Genomic DNA, 16,865 nt, shown 5'->3' on the forward strand with positions numbered 1-16,865 from the left:
CCCGGCCCCTCAGATCCAGCCGTGCTCGCGCGCCTTGTGCACCGCCTCGTGGCGGTTGGCGGCGTCGAGCTTGTGGGTGGCCGACGAGAGGTAGTTGCGCACGGTCCCGGTGGACAGGTGCGCGCGCTCGGCGATCTCCTCGACCGGGGCGCCCTGCGCGGCGAGCTCGAGGACATCGGCCTCGCGCGCGGTGAGCGGGGAGTCGCCCGCCCCGATGGCCTCGGCGGCGAGCTGCGGGTCGACGTACCGGCCGCCGTCGTGGACCTGCCGGACCACCTGGCCGAGCACGGTCGAGGACACCGTCTTCGGGAGGAACCCCGAGACGCCCGCGGACAGTGCGCGCTTGAGGTAGCCGGGCCGGCCGTGGCTCGTGACGATGATCGACCGGCAACCGGGGACCGCCCGCGCGATCTCCTCGGAGGCCTCGATGCCGTCGAGCCCGGGCATCTGGAGGTCGAGGACCGCCACGTCGGGCTCGTGCTTGCGCGCGGCGTCGAGCGCCTCCGTGCCCGAGGCGGCGACCGCCACCACGTCGATGTCGTCCTCGAGGCGCAGCAGCGAGGCGAGGGCGTCGCGGATGAGGGTCTCGTCGTCGGCGAGCAGGAGCCGGATCATCGGGCCACCTCCGTGGTGGTCGAGGGTGGGGCGGCGGGCGGAGCGGCACCGGCGGCCGCGCCGGTGGCGGGGTCGGCGCCGTCGGTCGCTCCCGGCTCGGGCGAGGGCGCGCTCGCGGCCGACGACGCCGCCTCCGCGGGCGAGCCCTGCCGTCCTGCGGCGTCGGCGGGGACGCGGGCGACGAGCACGAACCGCTCGCCGTCGCGCTCGGTCGTCAGCCGGCCGCCGACCCGGGCGAGGCGCTCCTCGAGGCCCGCGAGGCCGCTCCCCCGACGCCCGTCGGCGGCGGTGCCGTGGGGCGTCGCTCCGTCGGTGTCCGCCTCGTCCGCCCCGAGGGTGGCGCCGTCGTTGACGAGGGTGAGGACCGCGTCCCCGTCCTCGCGGGCGAGCGTGAGGGTGACCTCGCGGGCGGACGAGTGTCGGACGACGTTCGTCACGCCCTCCCGGACCACCCAGGCAAGGACGTCCTGCGCGACGGGCCCGACACCGTCGACGTCCCCGGTCATCGTGGTGACCGCGCCGGTCGAGCGCAGGAGCGAGCGGGCACCCTCGAGCTCGTCGGTGAGATTGACCGCGCGGTAGCCGGCGGCAACGGTGCGCACCTCGGCGAGCGCGTCGTGGGCGAGGTCGCGCACGCTCGTCATCTCCTCGGCCGCCTCCCCCCGGCCGCGGCGCGCGAGCTCGGCGGCGAGCTCGGACTTGACGGCGATCGCCGAGAGGGAGCGGCCCACGGTGTCGTGGAGGTCCCGGGAGAAGCGCAGCCGCTCCTCGGCGACGGCGAGCCTCCCCTCGACCTCGCGGGACTGCTCGAGGCGGCGCACCACCTCGACCATCCAGGCCGAGAGCCAGATCGAGGCGCCGAAGCCGAAGATGACGAGGCCGTCGGCGACCAGCACGACGAGCGCCTCGCGCCCGGCGGACGCGTCCGAGAGCAGCCGCACGACGCCGCTGAGGGCGGCCGCCGGGAGCACCGCCAGGGCCAGCGTCCGGAAGCTCCACCGCGCCCCGTAGGAGGCGAGCGCCGCCGTGATCGCCACGACGACGACGAAATCGCCGTCGCTCAACGGGTCCTCGGAGGTCGGGACGACCAGCACGGCGGCGACCACGAGGAGGGCGGTCGTCGCGACGAGCAGGACGAGCGTGGTGGCGCTCGACGTGCCCCGCCCGAGGCGCACCGACCAGGACTCGCGCGCGGCACGGACGTCCGCCAGCGCGTGCAGGACGCCGGCGCCCACGAGGACGACGATGGTCCAGGTCCGGGTGAGAGGGACCGGAGCATCCGACTCCGCGACGGTCACGCCCTCGGTGGCGGCGACGGAGGATCCGAAGGCGAAGAAGGGGACGATCCAGAGCAGGACCGCGATCGACCACCACGTGTACGCCTCGAACCGGGCGGCGTCGGTCGAGCTGCGCCAGCGGTCGAGCACCTTCATCGATCGTCCTTCCTCCGGGGTGGACAGTCTTCCAGGCCGGGCCCGCCACAGGTGGCGGACCCGGCCCGGAGGGTCGGCGGGTCGCGGTCGGTCGCTGGTCGGCGGCCGGCCGGCACCGCGGTCAGCGGCGCGGCTCGAACGGCATCTTCTTCGAGACGACGACGGCGAGGACCGCGATCCAGATGGCGAGGACGGCCGCGGGGCGGGCCGCGTGGGTGAAGGTCTCCATGAGGCTGAGCTCCTGTCCGGCCAGCGAGGTGCCCCCGAGGCCGATCGTGACGAGCTCCGTGATCGGCATGACCGGGAGGAGCTCGAGGACGGTGGCCGCGGTGTCGGGGAGGACCGACATCGGCACGAGCGCGCCGGAGATGACGAGGCCGACGAGCATCATCGGCATCGTGGTGAGCTGGGCGGACTCGGCGGTCCGGGTGACGATGGTCGTCACGTAGGCCAGCAGGGCGAAGACGATGGCGCCGAGGAGGACGCCGACGACGGCGACGAGCGGGTTGGTCAGCGCCGGCATCTCCATGCGGGTGGCGACCACGGCGAACGCGATGACGACCTGGGCGAGGAAGACCGCCGTGTTGGGGATCGCCAGGGCGGTGAGCACCTCCCAGGGCCGGGCGGTGCCGGAGACCTGCCGCTTGAGGGCGAGGGACTCGCGGCGGGCGACGGCCGCCGTCGTGAGGTTGAAGTAGATCGCCATGACGATGCCGAAGATCGCGAGCATGCCCAGCGCGCGCACGGACATCGAGGGGCCGGCGACGGACGCGATGTCCTCCCAGACGGGGAGGGTCGTCATCAGCAGCAGCATGGCCGGCGCCATGGCGATCGCGTAGAACGCGGCCACGGAGTTGCGGCGCAGGACCTTGAGCTCGGCGACGGCGAGGGAGGCGATGCGGCCGAGCGGGCCGGTGCGGCGCGGGGTCGCCGTGGGCGGCTCCTCCGCGCCGGCCGCGGGGCGGGGCCGCCCCGCGCCGTACGGGTTCTCGGCGGTGGCGCGGTCGGTCGTCGCGACGGACTGGTCGGTGGTCATGACGTTCTCCTGACGGTCGGTACGGTCGGTGGCGGCCCGGGCGCTCATGCGGCGGCCTGCTGGTCGAGCTCGGAGCCTGCGACGCCGAGGAAGACCTGCTCGAGCGAGGCGTGGCGGGCGTCGAGCCCCTCGATGCGGACGCCGGCGTCGGACGCGGCGGTCAGCAGCGCCGTGAGGGTGGCCTGGAGGTCGTGGGTCTCGAGGACCGTGCGGCCGCGCTCGTGGGCGGGGCGGGCGAGCAGGTGCGGCAGTCCGGCGACGGGCAGGTGCTCGGTGCCGGCGGTGGTGAAGGAGATCCGCTCCGGCTCGTCGGCGACGATGTCCGCGAGCGTGCCCTCCCTGACGATCTCGCCCTGGTGCATGATGGCGATCCGGTCGGCGAGGGACTCGGCCTCCTCGAGGTAGTGCGTGGTGAGGACGACGGTCGTCCCGCTCGCGAGCCGGGCGCGCACGAGGTCCCACAGGACGGCGCGCGACTGCGGGTCGAGGCCGGCGGTCGGCTCGTCGAGGAAGAGGAGCTCCGGGTCGCCCATGAGCGCGAGCGCGAGGTCGAGGCGGCGCCGCTCGCCGCCGGACAGGGACGGGACGCGGACGTCGAGGCGGTGGTCGAGCTCGACCATCGACAGCGCGGCCTCGGGCCCGATCGAGCTGGGCAGCGTGCCGTGCCACGAGCGGGCGGTGTCCATGACGGTGAGCTCGGCGACGAACCCGCCCTCCTGGAGCAGGACGCCGGTGCGGGGACGGATGCGGGCGCGGTCCTTGACGGGGTCGCCGCCGAGGACGGAGACGGTGCCGCCGCTCCTCCGGCCGAGGCCCTCGAGGACCTCGAGGGTGGAGGTCTTGCCGGCGCCGTTGGTGCCGAGCAGCGCGAACAGCTCGCCGCGGCGGACGGTGAGGTCGATGCCGCGCACGGCCTCGTAGGCGTCCTTGCCGGAGCCGTAGGACCGGCGCAGGTCGCGCGCCTCGATGACGGTGTCGGTCTCGGTGCCGGGGCCGGGTCGGTGGGGTGCCTGGGTGCTGGTCGTCGTCGTCATGGCATCCACGATGCCGCCGGTTACCCGCTCCCCCCAGTGCGTGCACTCACCGGCTCTCCTGGCCCCGTCACGGCCGCCCCATGAGGTTTGTCATCCCACCCCGTCGTCGAGATTGCGGTTCGTCGTCGTCGAGATTGCGGTTCGTCGTCGTCGAGATTGCGGTTGGTGCGCGCCGTGGTCTCGGTTCGTGCACCAACCGCAATCTCGATGAACCCCCGTGACGGCACCCGGCCACCGAACGACCCGACGCCGGAGCGCGAGGTGCGCTCCGGCGTCGGGCGGGGTGGTGCTTCGGGACCCGGAGGGGCCCGGCGGTGTCAGTCGGACATCGATCAGTCGGTCATCGAGGCGGCGGCGCCGAGGGCCTCGAGCTTGTCCATGAAGTGCTCGTACCCGCGGTTGATGAGCGTGATGCCGCTGACCCGGGAGGTGCCCTCGGCGGCGAGCGCCGCGATGAGGTGGGAGAAGCCGCCGCGCAGGTCGGGCACGACGATGTCGGCCGCCTTGAGCGGGGTCCGGCCGGAGATGACGGCCGAGTGGTAGAAGTTCCGCTGCCCGAACCGGCACTGCGAGCCGCCGAGGCAGTCGCGGTAGACCTGGATCTCGGCGCCCATGCCGCGCAGCGCCTCGGTGAAGCCGAACCGGTTCTCGTACACGGTCTCGTGGACGATCGACAGCCCCTCGGCCTGCGTGAGCGCCACGACGAGCGGCTGCTGCCAGTCCGTCATGAAGCCCGGGTGCACGGCCGTCTCGAGGACGATCGGCTGGAGGTCGCCGCCGGGGTGCCAGAAGCGGATGCCGTCGTCGCGGACGTCGAACGCGCCCCCGACCTTCCGGAAGGTGTTGAGGAAGGTCATCATCTCGGGCTGGGTCGCGCCCTTGACGAGGATGTCGCCGCCAGTGGCGAGCGCGGCGGAGGCCCAGGACGCGGCCTCGATGCGGTCGGAGAGGCTGTTGTGCCGGAAGCCCTCGAGGCGGTCGACGCCCTCGATGCGGATCGTGCGGTCGGTGTCGACCGAGATGATCGCGCCCATCTTCTGCAGGACGGCGATGAGGTCGAGGATCTCGGGCTCGGTCGCGGCGCCGCGCAGCTCGGTGCGACCCTCGGCGCGCACGGCGGTGAGCAGGGTCTGCTCGGTGGCGCCGACCGACGGGTAGGGCAGCTCGATGACGGAGCCCTTGAGGCCCTTCGGCGCCGTGATGGCGATGCCGGAGGGCTGCTTGTCCACGACCGCGCCGAACTCGCGCAGGATGTTGAGGTGGAAGTCGATCGGTCGGTCGCCGATGCGGCAGCCGCCGAGGTCCGGGATGAAGGCCTCGCCGAGGCGGTGCAGCAGCGGGCCGCAGAAGAGGATCGGGATCCGCGAGGACCCCGCGTGGGCGTCGATGTCCGCGACGTGCGCCGACTCGACGTTGCTCGGGTCCATCCGCAGGACGCCGGCCTCGTGGTCGTGCTCGATGCCGACCCCATGGATGCTCAGCAGGCCGGAGACGACCTCGACGTCGCGGATGTCGGGGACGTTGCGCAGCTCCGAGGGCGTCTCGCCGAGCAGCGCGGCCACCATCGCCTTGGAGACGAGATTCTTCGCGCCGCGGACCGTGATCTCGCCGCTCAGGGGCCGACCGCCCTCGATCGTCAGGACGTCGTTCATCGTCAGCAGGTCGCTCATCGAGCCTCCGATCCGTGCGCCGCGGGCGGTCGCCGGACGCGGTGGGCCCCTGGGCCAGCCGGGGGCGGTGCCGCGCACCGGTCGGCGCGTGACGCCGTTCAGGATACGTCGCGCCTCCCCCGGACCGCCGTGAGGGCACTCACGGGGCGTCGCGGGGAGAGAGCTCTCATCCCCGCCTCACGTCGGGACGGCGAGGACCGGGGCGTCCGACGACGACGAACGGCCGCCGGCGCGGGCGCCTCGTCGGGCGTCCCGCGCCGGTGCCGACCGACGCGGCTCAGCCGAGAGCGGCCTCCTCGCCGACCGGGCGGGCGAGCGTGACCTCGCCCGGGCCCAGCGTGCGGGCGGGCAGCGTCTTGGGGCGCCAGTCGGCGCGCGTCTGCTCGAACGCCTCGATGCTGTCCTCCTTCTGGAGGGTGAGCCCGATGTCGTCGAGGCCCTCCATCAGGCGCCAGCGGGTGTAGTCGTCGATCTGGAACGGCACGGTGACGTCGCCCGCGGTCGCCGTGCGCGACTCGAGGTCGACGGTCACGGGCGTGCCCGGCTCGGACTCGAGGATCTTGAACAGCACCTCGGCGTCCTCGGCGGCGAGCTGGCCGGCGACCAGGCCCTGCTTGCCGGAGTTGCCGCGGAAGATGTCGGCGAACTTCGTGGACAGCACCACGCGGAAGCCGTAGTCCTTGAGCGCCCAGACGGCGTGCTCGCGGGAGGAGCCGGTGCCGAAGTCCGGGCCGGCCACGAGCACGGACGCCCCGGCGTAGGCCGGCTGGTTGAGGACGAAGTCCGGGTCGCCGCGCCAGGCGGCGAACAGGGCGTCCTCGAAGCCGGTGCGGGTGACGCGCTTGAGGTAGACGGCCGGGATGATCTGGTCCGTGTCGACGTTGCTGCGCCGCAGCGGGACGCCGACCCCGGTGTGGGTGGTGAACTTCTCCATGGCGTGCTCCTCCTCAGGCGCCGGCGCCGACGGGCTCGGCGGCCGGCTCCAGGTCGGCGGGCGTGGACAGGGTGCCGCGGATCGCGGTGGCGGCGGCCACGAGCGGCGAGACGAGGTGGGTGCGGCCGCCCTTGCCCTGGCGTCCCTCGAAGTTGCGGTTCGAGGTCGACGCCGCGCGCTCGCCGGGGGCCAGCTGGTCGGGGTTCATGCCCAGGCACATCGAGCAGCCCGCGTTGCGCCACTCGGCGCCGAACTCGGCGAACACCTGGTCCAGGCCCTCGGCCTCGGCCTGGAGGCGGACCCGGGCCGAGCCCGGGACCACGAGGACCCGGACGTCGTCGGCCTTCTTCTTGCCCTTGATGACCTCGACGACGGAACGCAGGTCCTCGATCCGCCCGTTCGTGCACGAGCCGATGAACACCGTGTCGACGGCGATGTCCTTGAGCGGCGTGCCCGGGGTGAGCGCCATGTACTCCAGGGCGCGCTCGGCGGCCTTGCGGGAGTTCTCGTCGGCGATGTCCGCGGGGTCCGGGACGGCGCCGGAGATCGGCAGGCCCTGGCCGGGGTTCGTGCCCCACGTGACGAACGGCTCGAGGTCCGCGGCGCTGAGGGTGACCTCGGCGTCGAAGACCGCGTCGTCGTCCGTGCGCAGCGTCCTCCAGTGCTCGACGGCGGCGTCCCAGTCCGCGCCCTGCGGCGCGTGCGGGCGGCCCTTGACGTACTCGAAGGTCGTCTCGTCGGGGGCGATCATGCCCGCGCGGGCGCCGGCCTCGATCGACATGTTGCAGATCGTCATCCGCGCCTCCATGGAGAGCTTGCGGATCGCCTCGCCCCGGTACTCCAGGACGTAGCCCTGGCCGCCGCCGGTGCCGATCTTGGCGATGACGGCGAGGATGATGTCCTTCGACGTCGTCCCCGGTCGCAGCTCGCCCTCGACGTTGATCGCCATCGTCTTGAAGGGCGCGAGCGGGAGGGTCTGGGTGGCGAGGACGTGCTCGACCTCGGAGGTGCCGATGCCGAACGCGAGCGCCCCGAACGCGCCGTGGGTCGAGGTGTGCGAGTCGCCGCAGACCACGGTCATCCCGGGCATCGTGAGACCCAGCTGCGGGCCGACCACGTGGACGATGCCCTGCTCGGCGTCACCGAGCGAGTGGATCCGGACACCGAACTCCTCGGCGTTGGCGCGCAGCGTGTCGATCTGCTTGCGCGACGTGCGGTCGGCGATCGGCAGGTCGATGTTGACCGTGGGCGTGTTGTGGTCCTCGGTGGCGATCGTCAGGTCGGGGCGACGCACCTGGCGGCCGGCGAGCCGAAGGCCCTCGAAGGCCTGCGGGCTCGTCACCTCGTGCACGAGGTGGAGGTCGATGTAGAGGAGGTCGGGGGCGCCGTCCTCCCCGCGTGCCACCACGTGCTCCTGCCACACCTTCTCGGCGAGCGTGCCGCTCATCCGTACTCCTTCATCCGGTCCGAACCGCACGTCCGTCCAACGTGCGTGCATCTCAGGGGCTGAGATAGTAGTCTTGATCCATGGACAACTCTAGCGGAGTCGGCGTCCTTGACAAGGCCGCGGCAGTGCTCGCGGCCCTCGAGTCGGGGCCGGCCACCCTCGCCCAGCTCGTCGCTGCCACTCACCTCGCCCGCCCGACGGCGCACCGCCTCGCGGTCGCCCTCGAGTTCCACCGCCTCGTCTCGCGCGACATGCAGGGGCGGTTCGTGCTCGGCCCACGCCTCGGTGAGCTCGCGTCGGCCGCGGGCGAGGACCGGCTGCTCGCCGCGGCCGGCCCGGTGCTGCTCGCGCTGCGCGACCACACGAGCGAGTCGGCCCAGCTCTTCCGCCGGCAGGGCGAGCAGCGCATCTGCGTGGCCGCCGCCGACCGGCCGGTGGGCCTGCGCGACTCGATCCCCGTGGGCGCGACCCTGTCGATGCTCGCCGGCTCCGCCGCCCAGACGCTGCTCGCGTGGGAGGAGCCGGACCGGCTCCACCGCGGGCTGCACGGGGCCACCTTCACCGCGACGATGCTCTCCCAGGTCCGACGCCGGGGCTGGGCCCAGTCCGTCGGCGAGCGGGAGGCCGGGGTCGCCTCGGTGTCGGCGCCCGTACGCGGGCCGTCGGGGCGCGTGGTCGCCGCGGTGTCCGTCTCCGGGCCGATCGAGCGGATGGGCCGGCAGCCGGGCCGCCACTTCGCACCCGCCGTCATGGCCGCGGCGAACCGCCTGAGCGAGGTCGTGCGCACCACCGACGAGGACGCCGAGGAGTAGCCGCGTCGGGCCCGTCCCGTCCCGTCCCGGCCAGGCTCGGGACCGGTCCGACGACGAGCGCGCGGCCGGCACCCGGGTGGCCCGCCGGCGCGGCCGCGGCCGGGCATGACGACGGCCCCCGGACCATGTGGTCCGGGGGCCGTCGATCTGTACCCCCAGCGGGATTCGAACCCGCGCCGCCGCCGTGAGAGGGCGGTGTCCTAGGCCGCTAAACGATGGGGGCCTGCGATGTGCTGTTGTGTCCTGCGATCGTGCTGTGCGCCGCGGCGCCCGGGAGACATTACCGGACCGACGCCCCGCCGTCACCCGATGGGCTCCGACGTGCCGGTGAGGTCAGTCACCGTGTACCCCCAGCGGGATTCGAACCCGCGCCGCCGCCGTGAGAGGGCGGTGTCCTAGGCCGCTAAACGATGGGGGCCTGCCACCGAACGAGGCGGTGACGTCCGACGCCGGGGCGCCGGAGGAGCTGGGGTACCAGGACTCGAACCTAGAATAACTGGACCAGAACCAGTCGTGTTGCCAATTACACCATACCCCATGGGGGTAGTCGGTCGTCCGATGGTCAGCTTCCGGAGCACGCTCCGGGGCCGAACTCGCGACCTCGTACCGGCGTTGAACTTTACCCTCTTCAACCGGGTCGTCCAACCGGATCGGGCCTCCGGTGAGGGACCTCACGACCCCGACGTGACGCCGGTCCCCCGCCGGTCCGTCCTACTCCCCCAGCTGCCCGGCGAGCCGGTCGATCCGCGCGAGCGTCTCGTCGCTCCCGAGGATCTCCATCGACTCGAACAGCGGCGGGGAGACCTGACGCCCGGTGACGGCCACGCGCAGCGGACCGAACGCGTGGCGCGGCTTGATCCCCAGTCCCTCGACGACAGCGGCCCGCAGCGCGGCCTCGATGTTCGCCGTCGTGAACCCGTCCGCGGGAAGCGCCGCGAGGGCCTCGCGGCCCGAGGCGAGGACGGACGGCGCGGTGTCGGCGAGCTTGCCGACGGCCTTCTCGTCGTAGGTGAGGTCGGCGCCGTCGACGAAGAGGAAGCCGGCCATGTCGGTGACCTCGCCGAGCACCTGCATGCGGGTCTGCACGAGCGGGGCGACGGCGTCGAGGATCTCGCGCTCGCGGTCGGTCAGCGCCTCGTAGGAGTCCGCTGCCACGAACCCGCCGGAGTGCAGGAACGGCACGAGCCGGCGCGCGAGGTCGCCGACCTCGAGGCGGCGTACGTGCTCGGCGTTGATGGCGGTGGCCTTGTCGTTGTCGAAGCGCGCCGGGTTGGCCAGGACGTCGCGGATGTCGAAGGCGGCGACCATCTCCTCGCGCGTGAACAGGTCGTTGTCCGGCGCGATCGACCAGCCGAGCAGGGCGAGGTAGTTGAGCAGGCCCTCGGGGATCATCCCGCGCTCGCGGTGGAGGAAGAGGTTGGACTCGGGGTCGCGCTTGGAGAGCTTCTTGTTGCCCTCCCCCATGACGTAGGGCAGGTGCCCGAACTCCGGGACCTGGGCCGAGACGCCGAGCTCGGCGAGCGCGCGGTGCAGCGCGATCTGCCGCGGGGTCGAGGAGAGGATGTCCTCGCCGCGCAGGACGTGGGTGATGCCCATGAGCGCGTCGTCGACGGGGTTGACGAGCGTGTAGAGCGGCTGCCCGTTGGCCCGCACGACGACGAAGTCCGGCACCGACCCGGCCGTGAACGTGATCTCGCCGCGGACGAGGTCGTCGAAGGTGATGTCCTCGGCCGGCATCCGCATCCGCAGGGACGGTTCCCGGCCCTCGGCGCGGAACGCGGCCACCTGGTCGTCGGTGAGGTCGCGGTCGAAATTGTCGTAGCCGAGCTTGGGGTCACGCCCGGCCGCGCGGTGACGGGCCTCGACCTCCTCCGGCGTCGAGAAGGACTCGTAGAGGTAGCCGGCCGCACGCAGCTGCTCGATGACGCCCGCGTGGATCTCGCCGCGCTCGGACTGCCGGTAGGGGCCGTGCGGGCCGCCGACCTCGACGCCCTCGTCCCAGTCGAGGCCGAGCCAGCGCATCGTGTCGATGAGCTGGTCGTAGCTCTCCTGGCTGTCGCGCGCCGCGTCGGTGTCCTCGATGCGGAAGACGAACGTGCCGCCGGTGTGCCGCGCCCAGGCCCAGTTGAACAGGGCGGTGCGCACGAGGCCCACGTGGGGCGTGCCGGTCGGGGACGGGCAGAAGCGGACGCGGACGTCGGGGCGCGGGGCGGCAGTGTCAGTCATGGTGCGCCCAGGGTAGTCGGGCGCCCGGTCGGTCTCGGGTCCGGTCCGAGCGCGGCCGGGGCCCGGTCCGGGCTCGGTCCGAGCGCGGTCAGTCCCGGGCCCGCGCGGGCGCCGCGGTCAGTCCCGGCGCAGGATCGGGTTCGTGAACGACCCGATGCCGTCGACCTCGACCTCGACCCGCTGCCCCTCGGTGACGATCCCGTTGCCGGCGGGCGTCCCGGTGAGCACGACGTCGCCCGGCAGGAGCGTGAAGACCTCCGAGACCTGGGCGACGATCTCCCGCACCGTCGAGACGAGCTGCGAGGTGCGGCCGTCCTGGGTGAGCCCGCCGTCGACCCGCGCGCGCACGGCGAGGTCGTCCGGCTCGAGGTCGAGCGCGAGGTACGGGCCGATCGGCGTCGACGTGTCCCAGGCCTTCGCCCGCGTCCACGACGTGCCCGGGGCGAGCTGGTCCTTCGCCGTGTAGTCGTTGGCGGCGGTGTACCCGAAGATGATCTCGTCGGCGCGCTCGACGGGCACGTCCTTGCCCATCCGGCCGATGACCACGGCGAGCTCGGCCTCGTACCAGACCTCGCTGCTCCACCGCGGCAGCACCACCGGGTCGTCGGGGCCGATGACGGAGGTGTTGGGCTTGATGAACAGCACCGGCTCCGGGTCCGGCATCTCGTCGGTGCGGTAGCTGCGGGCGAGGCCGATGACCTTCGAGCGCGGGATGACCGGCGAGAGCAGCCGGGCCGAGTCGAGCGGGACCCGCTCCCCCGTCGTGTCGAACCCGGCGAACAGCGGGTCGGACTTGAGGACCACGAGCTCGGCGGAGTCCTCGTCGAGGACGCCGTAGCGGGGGTTGCCGTCGGTGACGAAGCGGGCGATGCGCATGCCCCGATCCTATGGCTCGCCGAGATTGCGGTTCGTGCTCGTCGAGATTGCGGTTGGGAGCAGCCCCGGTGGTCGAGAGTGCGGTTCAGGCCCACCACGGATGGTCGAGAGTGCGGCTCAGGGCGGCGGCCACCCACGGAACGCGCGGTTCGTCGTCGTCGGGGGCGGTGAGGTGACCTGCCTACCCTGGGCGACGTGCGACTGACGGCGAGGAACTGGCGGGCGCGCGCCGCCGAGCACGCCGCGCGCGCGGACGCGTTCACCGCCGGCCATCGCGCTCGGCGCTCGCGCCACGAGAAGCACGCGGTCGAGGACTTCCTCTACGAGTACTACCCGTTCAAGCCGGGCAAGGCACGTCGGTGGCACCCCGGGGTCGGGGTGGAGCTCCTGCCCGACGACGACGCGCACCCCGCCGATGCCCACCCCGCGGGCGAGGGCGCGGAATCGGTCGCCGACCTCGACGAGCGCTCCGCCTGGCGCTGGCACCGCCGCACCGAGGACGGCGGCGTGACCCTGGACGTGCCCGCGTTCGTGGCCGACCGCGGCGACGGCGTGCGGTGGGTCGACCAGCTGCTGCGCCGCACGGCCGGCCGGGCGCCCACCCTCGGCTGCTTCGGCTGGCACGAGTGGGCGATGGTCTACCGGCAGGAACGGCACCGGCACCCGCTACCGCTGCGGCTCGGGCAGGCGGCCACGGACGCCGCGGTCGAGTCGGCGACGATCCGCTGCAGCCACTTCGATGCGTACCGGTTCTTCACGCCCGACGCCGAACCCCTCAACACCCTCACGCCCACCCGTGAGCGACAGATCGAGCTCGACCAGCCCGGCTGCCTGCACGTCAACATGGACCTGCTGCGGTGGTGCCTCACGCTGGGGCCCGCGGTCCCCGGCGAGCTGCTGCTCGACTGCGCCGATCTCGCCCTCGACGTGCGGCGGCTCGACATGGCCGCGGCGCCGTACGACGTGTCGGGCTACGGGCTTGCGCCGGTGCGCATCGAGGAGCCCGCCGGGAGGGCGGAGTATGCGCGCCGGCAGAAGGAGATGGCGGTGCGGGCGGCGCCGCTGCGGGAGCGACTCATCGAGGTGACGAGCGCGCTTCTCGCAGACGAGTGAGCGCCGCCCGGACCGTGGTCCGGGCGGCGCTCACTCGCCATCAGCTGGTGATCGGTCAGCGGCGGATGCCGACGGTGTCGGTGCCGTTGCCGTCCCAGTCGCCGACGAAGACCTCGTCACCGGAGCGGCCGTAGTCCTGCTCGATCTCGGCGTTGACCGCCGTGAGCGAGTTCGAGACGAAGAACGTGATCCCACGCCGCACCGCGAACGTGTCGACCGCGTCACCGTCCCAGTCACCGACGTACACCTCGTCCGTGGCCCGGCCGTAGGCGAGCTCGGAGTCCGCGTTCCCACCGGTCAGCGAGTTGGCGATGAAGTACCGGTTCCCCCGACGCACCGTGAACGTGTCGATCGCGTCGCCGTCGTAGTCACCCACGAGGACGGCGTCGGGGGCGCGGCCGTAGTCCAGCTCGGTCTCCGCGTCCCCGGACTCCAGGGTGTTGGACACGAAGTAGCTGTTCCCCCGGCGCACGGCGAAGGTGTCCACGCCGTCACCGTCCCAGTCACCCACGAGCACCGTGTCGCTCGCCCGGCCGTAGTCGAGCTCGACGTCCGCGTTCCCGCCGTACAGCGAGTTGGACAGGAAGTAGCTGTTCCCGCGACGGACCGCGAGCGAGTCGCTCCCGTCACCGTCCCAGTCACCCACGAGCACCTCGTCACCGACCCGGCCGAAGGAGAACTCGTGCTCCGCGACCGCGTCCCAGCCGTCGTTGAGGTAGAACCCACGCCCCGGAGTCGGCGGCACCGGGTCACCCGGCTCCTCGGGCTCCTCCGGCTCCTCGGCGCTGCCGGCGGTGGTGAAGCTCGAGACCGGGGAGACGGCCGAGCCGCCGGTGGCGCTCTCGGCGACCGCGTACCAGCCGTAGGACGTGCTCGGCTCGAGGCCGGCCCACTGCGCGGTGGCGGTGCCCTCGCCCGCGACGTCGGCGGAGCCGATGACGTCGTCGGTGAGGACGGCGACGGAGACGGCGTCGGTGGCGATCGAGGTCGTGCGCGTGGACAGGTCGACCGGGACGGTGAACTCGTCCTCGGAGCCGTTGTAGCGCTCCTTCGGGTCGAACTCGGTGGCGCCGTGGTTGTCGAGCCACGGCGAGTAGGTGTCCACGGTCATCTCGGAGCGGTCGACGTCGAACTGCAGCAGGCGCAGGAAGCCGGTCATGAACTCACCGTCGACCTCGTAGGCCTGGTAGTCCGCGAGGAGCTCGACGACGTTGTGCCCGGGCTCGGCCACGTCCGTGCGGACGTTCATGCCGACGCCGTGGATGTGCCCGGTCAGGGTGAGAAAAATGTTCGGGCTCTGCGAGACGACCTCGTCGTAGATCCGCTGGCCGTCGGGGTTGGCGAACGGAGCCCCCCGACCGTCGGGCGAGTCCGAGCCGTTGAGGTAGTCGTGCGAGGCGAGGATCGCGTTGCGGTCCGGGTGATCGGCCAGCGTCTCGCGGGCCCAGGTCAGCTGGGCGTCGGAGGCCCAGAACGGGAGGTGGACCGCGATGAACTCGAGCCCGCCCGCGGTGAACAGGTCGTAGTGCGCGGAGTTGTCCCCCTCGCGCCACGGGCCGCCGTACTCGGCGTTCTCCCAGCCCTCGGACAGCGCCTCGTACCGCTCCGGACCGAAGTACTCGTTGTACAGGTCGTTGTCCAGGCCGTAGACGTTGTCGTGGTTGCCGGGCAGCACGCCGTTCGGCATGCCGGAGTCGTCGAGGATGCCCTGCAGCTCGTCGGCGAGCTCGAACTCGCCACGCACCTGCTCGTTCCACTCCTCGTTCTCGGTGAGGATGAAGTGGTTCTCGGTGATGTCACCGGTGTGGAACGTGTAGGCGATGTTGCGCTCCTCGGCGTTGTCCACCACCCAGTTGACCATCCCGCGGTACGCGGCCTCGAAGTTCGCCCGCTCGGTCTCGTCCTCGCGCTGGATCGCACCCTCGGTGTAGTACTGGGTGTCGGTCATGTGCACGAGCGAGAAGTCGTACGTGCCCGGGTCGCGGAAGGCGCCGTCGGGGGCGTCGTCGATGTCGTCGGCGAACGGGTCGTAGCCCTCGACGAGGAGGTGCACCTCGCCGGCGTCGACGTGCTGCATGCCGACGGTGCCGCCGAGCCGGGTCTCGGCGCCCGCGGTGCCGCGGGTGTCGCCGATCTGCTCCCAGGACGCCTCGGTGACGTCCCAGGCGTAGAGCCGCACGCCGCGGGCCGGGTCGACCTCACCGGCCCACGAGAGGACCATCTCGTCGTCCTCGGCGGCCTCGACGGGCACGTCGAAGCGCTGGAAGGTGACGTCCTCACCGGCAGGGCTGCGGAGCACCTCGCCGTCGACGCTGTCGAGCGCGTCGGTTGCTGCCTCCTCCTGCCCGGTGAGGTCGAGCTGACCGAGCGGGACCTCGCGGAGGGTTCCCTGGTGGGCGGCGCTCGGCGCGGCGCTGTCCGCCGCGTAGAAGGTCGTCGTGAGGTCGGCGCCGTTCGGGTCGGTCACCTCGGCCGACAGCTCGACGGCGTCGCCCACGTCGGTCGTGCCGTCCGCCGGCGCGAGCTCACCGAAGGCGGGGGTGCTCGGGGCGGTCGTGAACGCGACGACGTGGCGCGCGCCGTTCCCGAGCCGGTCCTCGGCCTCGACGACGAGCTCGTGCTCGCCGGCCACGAGGTCGTCGGTGGCGAGGGTGTCGCCGGCCGTGACGGGCTCGCCGTCGAGGGTGAGCACGGTCTCGCCGCGCAGGCCCGCCTCGTCGGCGACCTCGGCCGCGATCGTCAGGTCGCCGATGACAGTGTCGCCGGCGGCGGGGCTCGACGAGACGAGCGCGGGCCCGGTGTTGTCGACCGTGTAGGTGTGGGTCGTCTCGGCGCCGGACTCGCTCGCGGCGGTGACGACGTGCTCGCCGTCCGACAGCGAGGTGGTGTCGAGCCCGTGGAGCAGGCCCGAGTCGTCGCCGGGCTCGCCGGGGATGGTGAAGGTGAGCTCGACGGACTGGGGGCGGTCGGGGATGTGGCCGCAGTTGCCGTCGCCGAGGGTGATGACGGGGTGCTGCTCGTCGTCCCGGATCCGGGTGCCGTCGGCCAGCTCGAGGTTGAAGTTGGAGACGCCGAAGTCGTCGTAGTTGAGGCCGCAGGACCCCGGCGTGGCGCCGGAGTGCAGGACGATCGTGTTCTGGCCGTGCACGAGCAGGTCGTAGGGCACGGGGATCTGCGTGGTCTCGCTCACCCAGGTGTCGAGGATGGCGACGCGCGAGCCGTTGACGATGAGGTAGTTGCCGTTGCCGCGCGCCATGGAGTTCGACCCGACGCCGGCCTGGAAGTAGGCGACCTCGTCGCCGCCGAGCGTGGGCGCGGATACGAGCTCCTCGCCGTCGACCGCGATGGACGCCACCGGGTCGTCGGCCGAGGTGCGGGCGGCGACCAGGGTCTCCGCACCGGCGATGCGGGTCCCGTCGGCCGGGGTGAGCGTGGGGGCGCCGGAGGCCTCCTGCTCGGGGGTGGCCGTCGCGGCCTCCCACTCGGTGGGAAGGACGGGGCCGGCGGCCTCGTCCTCCGCCGTGGCCGGTGCGTCCGGCTCGAGCGGGGCCGGGCCTGGTACGGCGGCGGCCGGTAGTGCGACACCGATGAGGGCGGTGCCGAGCGCCGCCGCGGCGAGGCGGCGCGATCGTGCGTGACTCATGTGACTGCTCCTTGAGGGGTGGAACC

The 16,865-nt window shown here is 72.8% G+C and carries 12 protein-coding genes and 3 tRNA genes; 2 read left to right on the forward strand and 13 right to left on the reverse strand.

The genetic code is table 11. The annotated features are described in order from the left end of the window. Nucleotides 1–9 precede the first annotated feature (9 nt). The 7 genes from AC24FB_RS03095 to leuC all read right to left on the reverse strand — a co-directional run bounded on the left by AC24FB_RS03095 (nt 10) and on the right by leuC (nt 8,169). Complete coding sequence (locus AC24FB_RS03095) at nt 10–615, reverse strand: response regulator transcription factor (RefSeq protein ID WP_425712839.1); 606 nt, start codon at nt 613–615, stop codon at nt 10–12. After that, complete coding sequence (locus AC24FB_RS03100; protein ID WP_425712838.1) at nt 612–2,048, reverse strand: sensor histidine kinase; 1,437 nt, start codon at nt 2,046–2,048, stop codon at nt 612–614. The genes AC24FB_RS03095 and AC24FB_RS03100 overlap by 4 nt, the downstream gene beginning before the upstream one ends. Before the next feature lie 121 nt (nt 2,049–2,169). Next, nucleotides 2,170–3,084 (reverse strand): ABC transporter permease, encoded by a 915-nt coding sequence (locus AC24FB_RS03105; RefSeq protein ID WP_425712837.1) that lies wholly within the window; start codon nt 3,082–3,084, stop codon nt 2,170–2,172. Nucleotides 3,085–3,128: 44 nt separating this feature from the next. Further along, nucleotides 3,129–4,118 (reverse strand): ABC transporter ATP-binding protein, encoded by a 990-nt coding sequence (locus AC24FB_RS03110; protein WP_425712836.1) that lies wholly within the window; start codon nt 4,116–4,118, stop codon nt 3,129–3,131. A 332-nt stretch (nt 4,119–4,450) separates the two neighbouring features. Continuing rightward, a complete protein-coding gene (murA, locus tag AC24FB_RS03115) occupies nt 4,451–5,770 on the reverse strand; it encodes a UDP-N-acetylglucosamine 1-carboxyvinyltransferase (protein ID WP_425713186.1) in 1,320 nt (439 codons plus the stop codon). Nucleotides 5,771–6,065: 295 nt separating this feature from the next. Next, nucleotides 6,066–6,722 (reverse strand): 3-isopropylmalate dehydratase small subunit, encoded by a 657-nt coding sequence (leuD, locus tag AC24FB_RS03120; RefSeq protein WP_425712835.1) that lies wholly within the window; start codon nt 6,720–6,722, stop codon nt 6,066–6,068. Nucleotides 6,723–6,735: 13 nt separating this feature from the next. After that, the gene (gene leuC / locus AC24FB_RS03125; protein ID WP_425712834.1) at nt 6,736–8,169 is read right to left on the reverse strand and encodes a 3-isopropylmalate dehydratase large subunit; all 1,434 of its coding nucleotides are present in this window, start codon (nt 8,167–8,169) and stop codon (nt 6,736–6,738) included. Between the two features lie 80 nt (nt 8,170–8,249). Between leuC and AC24FB_RS03130 the strand changes: the two genes are divergently transcribed. Further along, nucleotides 8,250–8,981 (forward strand): IclR family transcriptional regulator, encoded by a 732-nt coding sequence (locus AC24FB_RS03130; protein WP_425712833.1) that lies wholly within the window; start codon nt 8,250–8,252, stop codon nt 8,979–8,981. Nucleotides 8,982–9,131: 150 nt separating this feature from the next. Here AC24FB_RS03130 and AC24FB_RS03135 read toward each other — a convergent pair. From AC24FB_RS03135 to AC24FB_RS03155, 5 genes are all read right to left on the reverse strand, one after another. Next, nucleotides 9,132–9,204, reverse strand: a tRNA-Glu gene (locus AC24FB_RS03135). 122 nt (nt 9,205–9,326) lie between these two features. Beyond that, nucleotides 9,327–9,399: transfer RNA gene (locus tag AC24FB_RS03140), tRNA-Glu, on the reverse strand. Between the two features lie 48 nt (nt 9,400–9,447). Continuing rightward, a tRNA-Gln gene (locus AC24FB_RS03145) sits at nt 9,448–9,519 on the reverse strand. A gap of 173 nt (nt 9,520–9,692) precedes the next feature. Further along, entirely contained in the window at nt 9,693–11,207 is a 1,515-nt protein-coding gene (gene gltX, locus AC24FB_RS03150) for a glutamate--tRNA ligase (protein ID WP_425712832.1), read from the reverse strand. Between the two features lie 117 nt (nt 11,208–11,324). After that, a complete protein-coding gene (locus AC24FB_RS03155; RefSeq protein ID WP_425712831.1) occupies nt 11,325–12,083 on the reverse strand; it encodes a fumarylacetoacetate hydrolase family protein in 759 nt (252 codons plus the stop codon). 195 nt (nt 12,084–12,278) lie between these two features. Between AC24FB_RS03155 and AC24FB_RS03160 the strand changes: the two genes are divergently transcribed. Next, complete coding sequence (locus AC24FB_RS03160) at nt 12,279–13,196, forward strand: 3-methyladenine DNA glycosylase (RefSeq protein ID WP_425712830.1); 918 nt, start codon at nt 12,279–12,281, stop codon at nt 13,194–13,196. Between the two features lie 55 nt (nt 13,197–13,251). On the opposite strand, the gene AC24FB_RS03165 is transcribed toward AC24FB_RS03160, so the two are convergent. After that, entirely contained in the window at nt 13,252–16,839 is a 3,588-nt protein-coding gene (locus tag AC24FB_RS03165) for a metallophosphoesterase family protein (RefSeq protein ID WP_487560938.1), read from the reverse strand. Nucleotides 16,840–16,865: the final 26 nt, after the last annotated feature.

This window comes from Georgenia sp. Z1344 (assembly GCF_057652375.1).